Raw genomic sequence first — 14,749 nt, forward strand, 5'->3', positions numbered from 1 at the left:
CCTTCGCGCGGCGCAATGCCCCGCTCCACCAACTAAAGGTTCAGGAGCGATCCAGTTCCGACAATAGCGCGGAAACGGCCTCATGTGTCAGGACGAAGCCCATGTGGGTGCAGCGCAAGGCCACCGCACGGTCGCGTTCGCCGGGTCTGCCGCAGGCCGATCGCGGGTGCACGATGCCATCGCGCGGCGACCAGAATGCAACCGTTTCGACGGGCGGCTTTTCGCTGACCACGGTATCGATCTCCGGTTCGTCCACACGGTGGCCGGCAATCGCCTGGTAGGCGCGCCAGCCGTTGTTCGCGCGCGGGGAACCGGAGAAGGGCGAACCCATCGTAATCACCTTGGCGATCTTGTCCGGATGCTTCTTCGCCAGTTCGCGCGCCATGACCCCGCCAAGGCTCCAGCCGACCAGCACGATCGGCTCCCCGCGGCGGTGATACAGGTCGATGAGACGCTCCTCGACCTTGGCAAAGCGATCGGCCGTCGCGCCGAGGTTATAACCCATGCCCCAGCGTTTCACCGTATGTCCTGCATCCTCGAGCTTGCGGGCCATCCAGCGCATACGGACAGGGTGCGCGCCGAAGCCTGGAAGCAGCATGACGCGTTTTGGATGCGTGGCAGGCGATACAGTGAAATCTTCGAAACGGCGCTTCACCGGTTCCAGCGGCCATAGGAATTCCTTGGCCAGCAGGAGCGCGCGTGGCCCGCGCGCATCGTCCGGGCTCGGTTCTGCGGCAAGCGCCAGCCTGCGGCTCATTTCCTCGCGGGTTTCCTGGAACGACGGCGTCTGCATCATTCAGGAAGAATGCACGACGCGGATGGCGGTTTCCTGAACAGGTGCCCGCGCGTCAGGTGCAGTCGCCGGTACGGGTCATACCGACCTTCATGGTCACGCGCTTCGTCTCTTCGCTGCCTGCAACCGGTTCGACGGCCGTCATCGTCATCTCGCTGGCCGTCCCGGTCGACTGGCTGTCTATGGTGATCTTGGCCTCTCCGTCGCCTGCCTTGCAGGTCATCGCGGCCTGCATTCCGTCGGCATCCGAGGTGAGGCTGTCCATCGTGCAATCGCCGTTCTGCATCTGCTCTGCGATGCCGATCATGCCCTTGCTCGCTTCTTCTTCGGTGAGGCACCGCGCAGGGGCCGCATTTGCCATGGCGCCCATGAATTCCTTCGCCTTGGCGACATCGCCTTCACTCATCGATGGATCGACGAGTTCGACCAGCTCCAGGTTCATCTTGTATTCGCCCGCCTCCAGAGGCTTCACCTTGGCCGCTGCCGCTTCGACCTCGTCTGCCGACACGGTGCCATCGCCGTCTGTGTCAGCATCGCTCGAGCTGCCGCAAGCGGCGAGCGCGATGGTGGCGATGGCGAGGGTCAATGTATTGCGCATGGAATTCTCCGCGTGATTGGTTGCGCGAGGCTAGCAGCACGCCACGCTTGCGCAAGCCGCCGTTGCACCTGCCCTATTCGTTCCCCATATGTGCGCACATGTCAGAACTCGTTATCAGGCGCGGCCTCGAAGAACCCGACACAACAGGCGAGTTCGTACCGCACAAACCCGCGCGTCCCGAAAAATCGATGGGCGGCCGCAAGTTCAAGCTGGTCAGCGACTATACGCCCGCCGGCGACCAGCCGACCGCGATCGAGGAACTGGTCGCGTCCGCACGCGATGGCGAGAAGACGCAGACGCTTTTGGGCGTCACCGGTTCGGGCAAGACCTTCACCATGGCCAAGGTCATCGAGGAATTGCAGCGCCCCGCCCTGATCCTTGCGCCTAACAAGATCCTAGCCGCGCAGCTTTATGGCGAATTCAAGAGCTTCTTCCCGGAAAACGCGGTCGAGTATTTCGTCAGCTACTACGACTATTACCAGCCCGAAGCCTACGTGCCGCGGTCCGACACATACATCGAGAAGGAAAGCTCGGTGAACGAGGCGATCGACCGGATGCGCCACTCGGCCACGCGCGCCCTGCTGGAGCGTGACGACGTCATCATCGTGGCCTCGGTGTCCTGCCTCTACGGTATCGGGTCGGTCGAAACCTATTCGGCCATGATCTTTGATATCAAGAAGGACCAGACGGTCGACCAGCGCGAACTGATCCGCAAGCTGGTGGCCCTGCAATACAAGCGCAACGATGCCGCTTTCGCGCGCGGCAACTTCCGCGTGCGCGGCGACAACCTCGAGATCTTCCCCTCGCACTACGAGGACATGGCCTGGCGGGTCAGCTTCTTCGGTGACGAGATCGAGGAAATCAGCGAATTCGACCCGCTCACCGGCAAGAAGGGTGCCAGCCTCGACAAGGTGCGTGTCTATGCGAACTCGCACTACGTCACTCCCGGCCCGACCATGAAACAGGCCAGTGAGGCCATCAAGTTCGAGCTCCAGGAGCGGCTGAAGGAATTGCAGGAAGAAGGTCGCCTGCTGGAAGCGCAGCGGCTTGAGCAGCGCACCAATTTCGATCTCGAGATGATTGCCGCCACAGGCTCTTGCGCGGGGATCGAGAATTACAGCCGCTTCCTTACCGGACGCCTGCCGGGCGAACCGCCGCCCACCCTGTTCGAATACCTGCCCGAAAACGCGTTGCTGTTCGTCGATGAAAGCCACCAGACGGTGCCGCAGATCGGCGCGATGGCGCGCGGGGACCACCGCCGCAAGATCACGCTGGCAGAGTACGGCTTCCGCCTGCCGTCCTGTATCGACAATCGCCCGCTGCGCTTCAACGAATGGGACGCGATGCGCCCGCAGACCTTTGCGGTCTCGGCTACGCCCGGTTCGTGGGAGATGGAACAGACCGGCGGCGTCTTTGCCGAACAGGTTATCCGGCCCACCGGCCTCATCGACCCGCCGGTCGAGATCAAGCCGGTCGAAGACCAGGTCCAGGACTGCATCGAGGAATGCAAGAAGACCGCAAAAATGGGCTACCGCACGCTCGTCACCACGCTGACGAAGCGGATGGCGGAAGACCTCACCGAATTCATGCACGAAGCGGGCGTGAAGGTGCGCTACATGCACTCCGACGTGGAGACGCTGGAGCGTATCGAGCTGATCCGCGACCTGCGCCTCGGCGTCTATGACGTGCTGGTCGGCATCAACCTCCTGCGCGAAGGCCTCGATATTCCCGAATGCGGCCTCGTGTGCATTCTCGATGCCGACAAGGAAGGTTTCCTGCGCAGCGAAACCTCTCTCATCCAGACCATTGGCCGCGCCGCGCGTAACGTCGACGGGCGCGTGATCCTTTATGCCGACCGGATCACGGGAAGCATGGAACGCGCCATGGCGGAAACCGACCGCCGCCGCGAAAAGCAGCGCGCATTTAACGAGGAACACGGCATCACGCCGCAAACGATCAAGCGGCAGATCGCCGATATCGTCGCCGATACTGCCTCGCAGGACGGCGTCACGGTCGATACCGGCGATGACGAGCGCAACAACCTCGTCGGCCACAACCTTCGCGCCTATATCGAAGACTTGGAAAAGCGCATGCGGGCCGCCGCCGCCGATCTCGAATTCGAAGAGGCCGGCCGCCTGCGCGACGAAATTCGCCGGCTCGAGAACGACGAACTCGGCCTGGGCGACGAAGAAAAGAAGGCCCCGCGCGTCGGGCGCAGCGATGCGGGCAGGCCCGGGACGCGCAAGACGCGCTATGGCAAGACGCGCTACAAGCGGATGGGCGGCAAACCCTAGGCCGGCAGGCGCACCCCGCCAGACTTCGACAAGTTACGCCCCCGTCTCGACCAGCGTACCGCGGCGTCCTTCCCACTTGCCGGTCGGCGGTTCATGCTCTCGCCATTGAACAAGGGGAGAGAACCATGAAATTGCCTATCGTCCTGACAGGAGCCTTGGCTCTGGCGCTCGCGGCCTGCTCGCAAACGGCATCCGACGATGCCGGGGAAGTCGCCATGGCGCCGTCCCTCTCGACTGAAGACATCAACGCAGCCGTCGCCAATGACGCCCGCCCCGAGGCCGCCCGCGCACTCGACGAGAGCCGCAAGCCGGTAGAAGTCCTTGCATTTTTCGGCCTTGAGCAGGGCGATGACGCTGCCGACCTGATTTCGGGCGGAGGCTATTGGGCGGAAATCCTCGCGCGCGCTGTTGGTGAGGATGGCAGCGTAACTGCGCTCGAACCCGAACAGTTTTACAATGAAGAGGCGTGGACGGCGCTGGCTCAGCGAGAGCCCGGCATTGCCCTCGAACGCTACCGTTTCGAAGCCTTCGAGCGGGGCGAGGAACGGTTCGACTTTGCGATCATGAACCTCGTTTATCACGACCTCTACTGGGAATCTGAGGAATACGACGTTCCCCGCTCGGAGCCGGCCGATTACCTCGCGGGGCTCTATTCGATGATGCGCCCCGGCGGTATCGTGGGGGTCATCGACCATGTCGGCAACGCGGGGGATACGCGCACCACAGTCGAGGAATACCACCGCATCGATCCGCAGGTCGTTCGTGACGATTTCGCAAAGGCCGGCTTCGTCCTCGAGGCGGAAAGCGACTTGCTCGCCAATCCCGACGACACCCGTGAAATCAGCGTCTTCGATCCCTCGATCCGGGGCAAGACGGACCGCGTCGTCATGAAGTTCGTGAAACCCGCGGAGTAAGGTTTGCTGCGAGGCGTCGGCGCGGTGTGGCGAAGCTGTGAGGTTTCGTCGCTCCCGCGTTGACGCTCGCCCTCCCTTTCGCATAGCTGCGCGCCATGTTTCGCACCATCGCGCTGGGCGCGCTTTTGCTGGTCACGGCCTGCAAGCCCCCTGCATCAGACGAGTATGTAACACGTGAACGCATTGCTGCGGAACGCGATGCACCGCGCACGCCGATAGATTCGCCCGATACCGAGGGAGCCGTCTGGGCGTACAGCCAGGATCGCGAGCGCCTGCTCTACGGCAAGCCCGGTGCGACCCCGTTCATGGCCCTCGCCTGCGAGGACGGCCTGCTGCGCTATACCCGCTTCGTCGAGGCCGATGCCCACGCCAAGGCAGTGCTGGCGATGATCGGCAACGGCCATGTCGAACGGTTCTGGATCGATGCGGAGCAGGATGGCGAGGCCTGGATCTGGCGCGGGCGCACCCCGGCGGACGATCCGCGGCTTGAAGTGCTGACGGGTCCGCGAACGGTGGAAGCCACGGTGCCGGGCGGCGGGTCGATCATCCTCAACCCCAGCCGCCTTCCGGCGCAGTTCATTACCGACTGCGCGCCGCCTCCTGACGGGCAAGATCCGGAAGAAGATCAGGCGTAAGCACCTGCGGCAATTGCCGCGCGTCCCCGCCCGCCGGATACCACAGGTAAAGCGGCACACCGGCAGCACCCTGCTGCGACAGGAAAGCGGCGATGTCGTCGTCGCGGCGCGTCCAGTCACCGCGCATCGCGATGACGCCCGCTTCCTCGAACGCCGCGCGCGTCTCTTCGCGCTCGATCCCGACGCTCTCGTTGACCTTGCAGGTGATGCACCAGTCGGCGGTAAACCAGACGAACACCGGCTGGCCGCTGGCGCGAGCCGCTGCGAGGTTCGCGGCCGAAAACTCCTGCGGATCGAGAATGCTCTGCGCGCTATCGGCAATGGGTGGATCGTATGTCCGCACCATGCCGATCGCAGAGACCGCGGCCATTGCGAGGCCGATCAGCGCCGGCAGCATCCTCGATTTTCCGGAAGTCCGGCCTTCCGGCGAGATCATTCCCGCGAAATAGACGAGGCCGGCCGCGACACCGGTCGCCGAAAGCAGGAACAGCCCTCCGCCGATGCGCCAGAGCAGCCATGCGAGTGCGAGAAGGGTCAATCCCATGGGCAGTGCCATCCAGCGGCGGAAGCGTTCCATCCAGGCACCGGGCTTTGGCAGCCGCTGACGGAAGGCAGGCACGAAGCCGACCAGCAGGAACGGCAGCGCCAGTCCGACGCCAAGCGCGGTAAAGATCGCGAAGCCCTCGATGGGTCGCAGCACCAGCGCTGCCCCCAATGCGAGCGCCATGAAGGGCCCTGTGCACGGCGTCGCCACGAAAGCAGCGAGCAGACCTGTTGCGAAGGATCCGCCCGAACTCGGCTTGCCGCCGGAAATGGCGAGGCCGGGAACGGCGAACAGGCCCAGGAAATTCGCGGTGATCAGCGCGGCAAGCGCAAACAGGATCGCCACGATGGCGGGCTCCTGCAACTGGAATGCCCAGCCTACCTGCTGACCGGCCGATCGTAGCAACAGGATCAACGCGCCAAGTCCGGCGCAGGCCAGCACGACACCCGCAGTGTAGGCGAGCGCATCGCGGCGGGCTGCGCCCTCGTCGCCCCCGGCCTTCGCCAGGGCCAGCGCCTTGAGGCTGAGGATCGGAAACACGCATGGCATGATGTTGAGCAGGAGGCCGCCGACCAGCGCCGCGATCACCAGCAGGCCGAAGGGAGGCGTTTCCCGAGGCCCCCGGAATGCCTTCACACCTTCCAACGGCACGTCTGCGGGCGTCGCCATGAACCGCACACCCTGACCGTCTCCCAAGGCGAGTATCCCCTCGATACGAACGGGCGTGTCCGCGCTATCGCCCTTGGTTCGCTCCAGCGGCAGTTCGGCAACCAGCAGGTTGCCATCGCGGATCCACGTCTGCACGGCCGCATATTCGGGCCGCAGGCCATTGCCCAGAGTGGAGGTTTCCAGGAACAGGTGCAGCTCGCCGAGGTCCATCGAGGCTGGCAGCGGGATGCCGATGCGCAGACGCTCGCCGGAAATCTCGAAGCCTGCCTCGCTGTCGAGTATCGGCGCGATCCTCCCGCGCCATTCGTCGAAATTGCCCCCGCTCTGGGCACGCAAGACCGCATCCTGCGGCACGCAGATCCGGTCGGTACAGGCGAGGTATTCGACGAAGCCCGTGACCGGGGCGAGGTTCATGACCGCCGCATCCGGGCCGGGAGTGACCGGCACGAGAACGACGTACTCGCCCTCGAAGATGTGGTTCATCAACCCGCCGATGAGCAGCGTCTGCGGCACGGGATAGAGCGGCTTGCCGACTTGCCACCCGTCCGGAAGATCGAGCTGCAAATCCATGCCCTGCCCCGCATCGCCGGGATTGGACCAGTAGCCGTGCCACTCCTCGCTCGACGGAGTGAAGCGCAGCGCAAGCAGCCATTCCTCGCCCGGCGTTGGCGCGCCATCGGCAACAAGTTCGACCGAGATATTGTCGTCGCCAAAGCGCGCGGTGCGATCCTGCGCGATTGCGGCAGCGGGCAAAAGGCACGTGAGGGCAAGCAGGAAAGCGGCCAGCCGGGCCAGCGAGACGTCCATAATCCTTGCCAGTGTCACGCCGCCCGCTCTAGGGACCGTGACCATGACAGACAAGCGCGACTTGCTCATCCTCGGCGGCGGTCTCGTCGGCTCCACACTGGCGCTGGCAGCTGCGAAACAGGGTTTTTCGAGCCACCTGGTCGACCGGGCCGATCCCGCCGACCTGACAGCAGACGGTTTCGACGGGCGCGCGTCGGCGATCTCCACTGCAAGCTGGCGCCTGTTTCGCAATATCGGCCTGGCCGACTCGCTGGAGCCCTATGGCTGCCCGATCGAGAGCATCGCCGTGCTCGACCAGATGAAGCCGGGCCGCATCGATTTCACGCCGGAAGAACACGAAGGTTCGCTCGGCCGGATGTTCGCCAATCGCGTCCTGCGCACGGCCCTGTTCGAAGCGGTGAAGAACGAAAGCCTCATCACGCTGCACGCCCCGGTCGACGTGGTCGATCGCCAGCGCGATGCTTACGGTGTCTCCGCTACGCTCGGCGACGGACAGGTCCTGACCGCGGACCTGCTGGTCGGCGCGGAAGGCCGCAGTTCGCCAACGCGCGAGGATGCGGAGCTGAAGATGGCCAGCTGGGACTATTCCCACCGCGCGATCATCGTCGGCCTCGACCACAGCAAGCCGCATGGCGGCGTGGCATGGGAGATCTTCTATCCCGCTGGTCCCTTTGCGCTGCTCCCACTTCTCGACGGGCCCGATGGCCAGCATCGCAGCGCGCTCGTCTGGACGGTCGACGAGAAGGATGCAGCAGGTGTCCTCAAGATGGGCGAACGCGCCTTCCTGGCCGAAGTCCAGAAACGTATGGGCGACCTGCTCGGCGAGCTTTCTCTCAACAGCGCGCGCACGTCGTATCCGCTCAGCTTCCAGCACACCGTTCGCATCGTGGGCGAGCGCATGGCGCTGGTCGGCGACAGCGCACACGGCATGCACCCGATCGCCGGACAGGGCCTCAATCTGGGCCTGCGCGATGTCGGCGCACTGGTCGAGGTGCTGGGCGATGCCCGCCGCTTGGGCCTCGATCTTGGCGATATGCAGGTGCTCGAACGCTACGAAAAATGGCGCGCGCTCGATTCCATCATGGTCATGGGCGCAACAGACAGCCTGACGCGCCTGTTCGGGGTGCCGGGGAAGGCCGCCAGCGCGGTTCGCCGTCTCGGCATGGCCGGGGTCCAGCGTTCCGGCATGCTGAAGAAGTTCTTCATGGACGAAGCGCGCGGTGTATCGGGCGATGTGCCCGAACTGATGAAAGCCTGAGCTACTCTTCGACCGGGCTCGGCTGTTCGATCCGGTTACCCGCACCATCGCGCAGGCGGCGCGGTTCCAGCACCGCTGCCGTTTCGATGAGATCGAGTGCGCGCTGGGCCGAAGCATAGCGTTCGGCATCGCGCAGCCAGCCTTCGGCATTCACCGCACCGGGCAGGTTGCGCACTTCCGCAACGGCCGAGTCCGGACGGCCGCTTTCCAGGAACAGGCGTGCACGCTCCAGCCTTTGCTGGGGCTGCGGAGACGGGGCACTTTCGCGGCGGATGGTGAAGAGCGAGCCCAATTCGTCAGCGAAGCGTTCGAGGCTCGGCTTGCCCTCGCCCGATTGCAGGCTGGGCGCGAGGCCTTCGAGGCGGAAGATCAGCTGGTCGAGCGTGACCGGTTCGCGCGAAAAGGTCAGGATGGTGTTCACGGCATTGGGCAGCGCGTCGCCGAAGCGCAGCCGGAGCTGGTCGGCGAGATAGCCGAGTTCGGCGCCCTTATCGACCGCACGGCGGGTAGCGAAAGCAATCAGCAGGCCTTCCGCGCGCGCCACGTTACCGGCGGCTGCCTGCGCCTGAAGGTCGAGGCGCGACAGGCGCTGTTCGGCGGCCGCCAGGCGCTGGTCGATACCGCCCTGCTGTTCGGCCACCCGCTCCACTGCCTCTGCAGCAGCCGCGCTTTCGCTGGCGCTGGGTGTGGGCGAAGGTTCGGCGCCATCGGCCGGTGTATTGTCCGCGATTTGCGCTGGTTCTTCGGTGGTTTCCGGCGCGGAATCCATGCGCCATGCGATGTAGCCCGCAACACCTGCGCCAAGGGCGAAAGCGCCGCCAACGGCAAGCAACATCGGGCGCATTCCACCACGCGCACGCCGAGTGCTCGAAAACTCGTCCATCTTACTCCAATCCGCGACCCCGGGCGCCTCTCATACGGGGCGCCATATCAATTGGATATGGTCTGACACAATTGCTCGGCCAAGGCCAGTAGCTCCGCATCGCGTGGCTGGTTTGCGATGTGGATGGATTTCCAGCCGTCGCCTGCAAGGTCCGCAATCCTCGGTCCCAATACGGCGAGAACGAGGTTCGAGCGGTCGATTTCAAGGCGTTGGCACTCTTCGAAAAGCCGCTTGGCAGCTTCGCCGGAATGGAGCAGGACCACGCCGCCCACCCGCATCAGGTCGGCGATCTCGGCGGAGACATCGAGCGGCTGCGTGCGATAGACGATGCGCGTATCCAGCGTCATTCCCTCGGGACCCTGCAACTCGACATGCGCTTCGCCCGCAAGACGCAGCATGTGGCGCTCGCCCGGCTTCATTGTGTCGAGCAAGGCCTGCAAGCCGCCGGAGCCAGTGCGCGCTACCATGTAGCCCTTTTCCCGTGCGCCTTCGGCAGTGGCTTCGCCAACTGCGTAAACCGGCAGGGAAGTCAGCCGCGTGAGATGCGTGCCGCCGTGCCGGAAGACATTCGAACTGCCGACGAGCAACCCGTCATAGTCATCCGCCTTGGGCGTACCCCATTCCACCGGTTTCACTTTGAAGAGCGGACAGCCCTTCACGTCCAGCCCAAGCGCCTTCGCCGTTTCCAGCGTAACCGATAGGCCCGGCTCGGGACGAAAGACGAAGACCCGGCAGGTCATTCCATGTGTCCGAAATTGGCCGCAACTTCCAGCGGTGCATCGTCCAGCAGCGTGCGCGCCAGTTCGCCCGGTGCCGCAAGGTCGTCGCAAGCGAAACTGGCCGTGCCTTCCACGCGCTGGCTGCCGTCCGGGCTGAAGATCGCTGCGCGCATGGTGAGGCGGTCGTCTGCGCGGGTGGTCAGGACGGCAATCGGGCTGTGGCACGTGCCGCCGAGGCCCTGGAGCAATGCGCGTTCTGCGAGCACCTCGTCACGGCTTTCTGCGTGGTTTACCTGCGCCAAGACTTCGCGCGTCCGCTCGTCGCTGGTCCTGCATTCGATACCGATTGCAGCCTGTGCCGGTGCAGGAAGCCAGACTTCGGGGTCGAGCCTCGTGCCGACATTGTCTTCGCCGAGCCGGGAAAGGCCTGCCGCCGCGAGGAAAGTCGCATCCGCCTCGCCCGCTTCGAGCTTGGCCATGCGCGTCGCCACATTGCCGCGGATGCCCACCACCTGGAGGTCGGCCCGCACGTGAAGCAATTGGGCGGCGCGGCGCGGCGCACTGGTGCCGACTTTCGCGCCTTCCGGTATATCCGCGAGGGACGCGGCGCCCAGCAGGACATCGGCTTTGTCCGCGCGCGGCAGGATCGCGCCGATGGCGATCTCGTCGGGACGGATGGTCTCAACATCCTTCATCGAGTGTACCGCTGCATCGATGCGCCCTTCGGCGAGCCACAGGTCGAGTTCGCGCGTCCACAGGGCCTTGCCGCCGATTTCCGCGAGCGGGCGGTCTTGTATCTTGTCGCCGCTGGCGATCACGGGGACCAGTTCGACCGCGCCAACGTCCCAGCCATGGGCGGCGCAAAGGCGGGCGCGGGCTTCTTCTGCCTGCGCCATGGCAAGCGGCGAACGGCGGGTTCCAAGGCGAAGGATGGGCGTGTCTGGCATATCGGCGGCTTGCCCTAGCGAGCGAGACCGCTAAGGGAAAGCGAAGTTATGACGCTCGTTCTCGGCATCGAAAGTTCCTGCGACGAAACCGCAGCCGCGCTGGTCGATGGCGGACGGCGCATTATCGCCCAGCGGATCGCCTCGCAGGACGAGGAACACGCGCCCTTCGGCGGCGTGGTGCCGGAAATCGCCGCGCGCGCCCATGCCGAACGGCTGGCCCCCATGATCGAAGGCGTACTTGCAGATGCAGGCGTAACGCTGGCCGATTGCGATGCAATTGCCGCCACGGCGGGCCCCGGCCTGATCGGCGGGGTGATGGTCGGCCTCGTGAGTGCCAAGGCGCTTGCCATGGCGAGCGACACGCCGCTGATCGCGATCAACCATTTGGAAGGTCACGCGCTGAGCCCGCGCCTTGCCGACGCAGAGCTGGCATTTCCCTACGCGCTGCTGCTCGTTTCCGGCGGCCATTGCCAAATCCTGCGCGTCGACGGGGTCGGCGAATACCGCCGCTTTGCGACCACCATCGACGATGCCCTGGGCGAAGCTTTCGACAAGACCGCAAAGATCCTGGGCCTCGGCTTTCCGGGCGGCCCCGCGGTCGAACGGCTCGCGAAAGAGGGCGATGAGAACGCCGTCCCCCTACCCCGCCCCATGGTCGGCAGCGGCGAGCCGCATTTCTCTTTTGCCGGGCTAAAGAGCGCGGTCATGCGCGCCCACCAGTCGGGCAAATATGCCGCAGCCGACATCGCCGCCAGCTTCCAGAAGGCTGCCGTCGACTGCGTGATCGACCGGCTATCCATCGCATTGCAGGCGATGGGCCGCAGCGACACGCTGGTCGTTGCTGGAGGCGTAGCCGCCAATGCCACGGTGCGCGTGGCGCTGGAGGAGTTGGCCGAGCGCCATTCGATGCGCTTCACGGCTCCGCCGCCCAAGCTGTGCACCGATAATGCCGCGATGATCGCCTGGGCCGGTGTCGAAAGGCTCGCCATGCATGACTTCCAGCCCGACCCGCTCGACATCGCGGCGCGGCCCCGCTGGCCGCTCGATCCGCAGGCCGAGCCAGTGCGCGGTGCAGGGGTGAAGGCATGAGCAGCGTAGGGGTTCTCGGAGCCGGTGCCTGGGGCACGGCACTGGCACAGATGCTGGCGAGCGATGGCCGTGCAGTGAAAATCTGGGCGCGCGAGGAAGAACTGGTCGACGAAATCAATTCTGCGCACACCAATTCGATCTACCTGCCCAGCGCCAGCCTGAGCGAGCGGATCACCGCCACCAGCGATCTTGCCGAAATGGCGGCTCTCGATGCGCTGCTCGTGGTGACGCCGGCCCAGCACATGGGGTCGGTCCTTGCGGCTATGCCCTCGCATCCTGCCGACCTTGTCCTTTGCTCAAAGGGGATCGAGGCTGGCAGCGGCAGGTTGATGAACCACGTGGCCAAGGACGCCGCGCCGGGCAGCGCCATCGCAGTCCTTTCCGGACCGACTTTCGCGCATGAGGTCGCTGCCGGCCTGCCCACGGCCGTGACGCTCGCGTGCGGCGGCGGTGCAGAGCAGTGGGACCGCCTGTCCCCGCTGATCGCGCGGCCAGCCTTCCGGCCCTATTATTCCGACGATGTCGTGGGCGCCGAGATCGGCGGCGCGGTGAAAAACGTGCTGGCGATCGCCTGCGGCGTGGTGGACGGCCTCGGCCTTGGCCAGAACGCACGCGCGGCTTTGATTGCCCGCGGCTATGCCGAAATGCTGCGCTTCGGGGAGGCGCTGGGCGCACGGGCCGAAACGCTGGCCGGATTGTGCGGGCTCGGCGATCTCGTGCTTACCTGCTCTTCCACCTCCAGCCGCAATTTCTCGCTCGGCAAAGCGCTGGGCGAAGGGGAAAGCGCCGACACGCTGATGAGCGACCGGCGCACCGTGGCAGAAGGCGCGCACACCGCGCCCGTGCTCGTAGAACTTGCCGCGCGCCAGGGTGTCGCCATGCCGATCGTGACGGCCGTCTACGACCTCCTCAAGGGCGACGAGCCCAAGTCGGTCGTCGAAGGTATCCTCGCCCGCCCGCTCAAGGCCGAACAGGGCGACGCGGGATGACTGCCGCTGGAAATGACGAAGACCTGACCGCCATCGCCAAGGGCGGAAGGCAGAATTTCATCGGCTTCCTGCTGCGCCTGCTGGCGCGCCTGCCGTTCCTGTTCATCGCCGGTCGCCTCTACGGCCCCGAGGCGCTGGGCCGCTTTGCATCGGCGCTCGTCGTGGTCGAACTCGTCGCACTGATGTGTTCGATGGGTGAAAAGCGCGGTCTCGCACAGCGACTGGCCGATGGAGAGGAGGGGACGCATCCTGCAAACCTGGTCTACGACGGTATGTTGCTGGCAATCGTCTTTTCTGCGCTGGCAGCCGCGTTCTTCTGGCTGGTGCCAGCCCCGCTGTTCCCGAGCGGAGAATTCACCCAACTCGACCGGCTGATCGTGCTGGCCATTCCCGGTTATGCCCTGACGGAGATCGTCCTGGCGGCGCAGGCGTACAAATACGATATCGCGACCACCGTGCGCGCCCGGGCCGTGGTCGAGCCATGGACTATCTCGATCATGGCGGGTGTCTTCTATTTCGTGCCCGCCTTGTCGGATTCCGGCCTCTCGCTCGCCTATCTGGTCTCGATCTACGCGGGCCTGTTCACCGGCCTCTACGCTTTCTTCCGCAGCTACGGGCCGCCGAAACACTGGCGTCCGGAACTGGGATATATGCGCAAGGTGACGGCCCGGGCGCTTCCCCTGGCGACGGCCGATGCCATCGAGTGGGGAACGCGCCGCCTCGATATCTTCATCCTCGGCCTGTTTGCCGCCCCTGCCGCGGTCGGCGTCTATTATATCGCCCAGCAAGTCGCGAGCCTGCCGCAAAAGCTCAAGACCAGTTTCGAGCCGATCCTGGGGCCGGTGATCACCAAGAACCTGAAGACCAAGAACTATGCGGCCATTGCCAAGCAGGTCTGCCAGGTCGGCTTCTGGATCATCGCCGCGCAGGCCGGAATCGCGCTGGCGCTGGGCGTACCCGGCGAAGCGGTGATGGGCCTTGTCGGACCCGAATTCGTCGGCGGGACGGGTGCGCTTGCCTTCCTGCTCGCTGCAGAAGTGGTGGCAGCGACGGCGGTCGTGTCCGAGGCCGTGCTGATCTACGTCGCTCGCGGTCGCAACCTCGCTATCTCGGTCGGGACCATCGCATTCCAGGCGGCGCTGACCATTACGCTGATCATGCTGGTCGAACGGCTCGGCTATGGCGAACCCTTCAAGGCCGCCGCAGCTGCGCTCGCCCTGATGATCGCGCTCGGTGCCGCTAGCCTGGTGAAGGCGCTGCTGCTGACCCGCATTCTCGGCCACCCGATCAACAATTGGCGCTGGGCACTGCTCTACGCGGTCGCCCCGGCGGTGCTCGTCGGCTGGCTGGCGACACAGCTTCCCGAGTGGGCAGAACTCGCCTTTGGCGTGCCGGCGATCCTGCTCACTTATGGTTTTGTGATCTGGAAACGCGGCTTCGGGCCCGAAGATCGGGTCCTGTTCAAGCGAAATAAGGCAGAAACGCCCGAATAGGGCCCACCCTGCCTCATTTCTCGAAACCTTAGTAAAATCAGTAAATTAGAGCTCGCAAAGGGCGCTTTGCCCTGCCCTCGACGCACACCCGGATTGACTCCTGCCCCATTTCTGCCA

Annotated in this window: 13 protein-coding genes; 7 read left to right on the forward strand and 6 right to left on the reverse strand. The window is 65.0% G+C overall.

Annotation, left to right across the window (positions count from 1 at the left end):
- Positions 1 to 40 precede the first annotated feature (40 nt).
- Positions 41 to 796, reverse strand: coding sequence for an esterase/lipase family protein (locus LCM24_RS02515; protein ID WP_318247351.1), 756 nt, complete (start codon positions 794 to 796; stop codon positions 41 to 43).
- 52 nt (positions 797 to 848) lie between these two features.
- Positions 849 to 1,391: a DUF3617 domain-containing protein gene (locus tag LCM24_RS02520; protein ID WP_224802609.1), complete on the reverse strand. Its 543-nt coding sequence runs from the start codon at positions 1,389 to 1,391 to the stop codon at positions 849 to 851.
- A 98-nt stretch (positions 1,392 to 1,489) separates the two neighbouring features.
- Here LCM24_RS02520 and uvrB point away from each other — a divergent pair, with 98 nt between their 5' ends.
- The 3 genes from uvrB (at position 1,490) to LCM24_RS02535 (ending at position 5,234) form a co-directional block, all read left to right on the forward strand.
- Entirely contained in the window at positions 1,490 to 3,685 is a 2,196-nt protein-coding gene (gene uvrB / locus LCM24_RS02525; RefSeq protein ID WP_224802610.1) for an excinuclease ABC subunit UvrB, read from the forward strand.
- 125 nt (positions 3,686 to 3,810) lie between these two features.
- The gene (locus tag LCM24_RS02530) at positions 3,811 to 4,599 is read left to right on the forward strand and encodes a class I SAM-dependent methyltransferase (protein WP_224802611.1); all 789 of its coding nucleotides are present in this window, start codon (positions 3,811 to 3,813) and stop codon (positions 4,597 to 4,599) included.
- A gap of 95 nt (positions 4,600 to 4,694) precedes the next feature.
- Positions 4,695 to 5,234 (forward strand): hypothetical protein, encoded by a 540-nt coding sequence (locus LCM24_RS02535; protein WP_224802612.1) that lies wholly within the window; start codon positions 4,695 to 4,697, stop codon positions 5,232 to 5,234.
- Here LCM24_RS02535 and LCM24_RS02540 read toward each other — a convergent pair.
- Positions 5,179 to 7,323 carry a protein-disulfide reductase DsbD family protein gene (locus tag LCM24_RS02540; RefSeq protein WP_224802613.1) on the reverse strand — a complete coding sequence of 715 codons (2,145 nt, stop codon included), beginning with the start codon at positions 7,321 to 7,323 and terminating at the stop codon, positions 5,179 to 5,181. The genes LCM24_RS02535 and LCM24_RS02540 overlap by 56 nt on opposite strands.
- Between LCM24_RS02540 and LCM24_RS02545 the strand changes: the two genes are divergently transcribed.
- On the forward strand, positions 7,298 to 8,512 hold the full coding sequence (locus tag LCM24_RS02545) for an FAD-dependent monooxygenase (RefSeq protein WP_224802614.1): 1,215 nt from the start codon (positions 7,298 to 7,300) through the stop codon (positions 8,510 to 8,512). The two genes, LCM24_RS02540 and LCM24_RS02545, sit on opposite strands and share 26 nt — an antisense overlap.
- Before the next feature lies 1 nt (position 8,513).
- Here the strand turns inward: LCM24_RS02545 and LCM24_RS02550 are convergent, their stop codons facing one another.
- The 3 genes from LCM24_RS02550 to hemC all read right to left on the reverse strand — a co-directional run bounded on the left by LCM24_RS02550 (position 8,514) and on the right by hemC (position 11,061).
- On the reverse strand, positions 8,514 to 9,347 hold the full coding sequence (locus LCM24_RS02550) for a hypothetical protein (RefSeq protein WP_318247352.1): 834 nt from the start codon (positions 9,345 to 9,347) through the stop codon (positions 8,514 to 8,516).
- 95 nt (positions 9,348 to 9,442) lie between these two features.
- Positions 9,443 to 10,135 (reverse strand): uroporphyrinogen-III synthase, encoded by a 693-nt coding sequence (locus tag LCM24_RS02555; protein ID WP_224802615.1) that lies wholly within the window; start codon positions 10,133 to 10,135, stop codon positions 9,443 to 9,445.
- Positions 10,132 to 11,061: a hydroxymethylbilane synthase gene (hemC, locus tag LCM24_RS02560; RefSeq protein WP_224802616.1), complete on the reverse strand. Its 930-nt coding sequence runs from the start codon at positions 11,059 to 11,061 to the stop codon at positions 10,132 to 10,134. Before hemC ends, LCM24_RS02555 begins: the two co-directional genes overlap by 4 nt.
- Before the next feature lie 48 nt (positions 11,062 to 11,109).
- Between hemC and tsaD the strand changes: the two genes are divergently transcribed.
- Genes tsaD through LCM24_RS02575 form a run of 3 tightly spaced genes read left to right on the forward strand, consistent with a single transcriptional unit; the run spans position 11,110 to position 14,632 of the window.
- Positions 11,110 to 12,150, forward strand: coding sequence for a tRNA (adenosine(37)-N6)-threonylcarbamoyltransferase complex transferase subunit TsaD (tsaD, locus tag LCM24_RS02565; RefSeq protein ID WP_224802617.1), 1,041 nt, complete (start codon positions 11,110 to 11,112; stop codon positions 12,148 to 12,150).
- The gene (locus tag LCM24_RS02570; protein ID WP_224802618.1) at positions 12,147 to 13,139 is read left to right on the forward strand and encodes an NAD(P)H-dependent glycerol-3-phosphate dehydrogenase; all 993 of its coding nucleotides are present in this window, start codon (positions 12,147 to 12,149) and stop codon (positions 13,137 to 13,139) included. Before tsaD ends, LCM24_RS02570 begins: the two co-directional genes overlap by 4 nt.
- Positions 13,136 to 14,632: a lipopolysaccharide biosynthesis protein gene (locus LCM24_RS02575; protein ID WP_224802619.1), complete on the forward strand. Its 1,497-nt coding sequence runs from the start codon at positions 13,136 to 13,138 to the stop codon at positions 14,630 to 14,632. The genes LCM24_RS02570 and LCM24_RS02575 overlap by 4 nt, the downstream gene beginning before the upstream one ends.
- The last annotated feature ends 117 nt before the right edge of the window (positions 14,633 to 14,749 follow it).

The organism is Qipengyuania aquimaris (assembly GCF_020171965.1).
Lineage (GTDB): Bacteria > Pseudomonadota > Alphaproteobacteria > Sphingomonadales > Sphingomonadaceae > Qipengyuania > Qipengyuania aquimaris_A.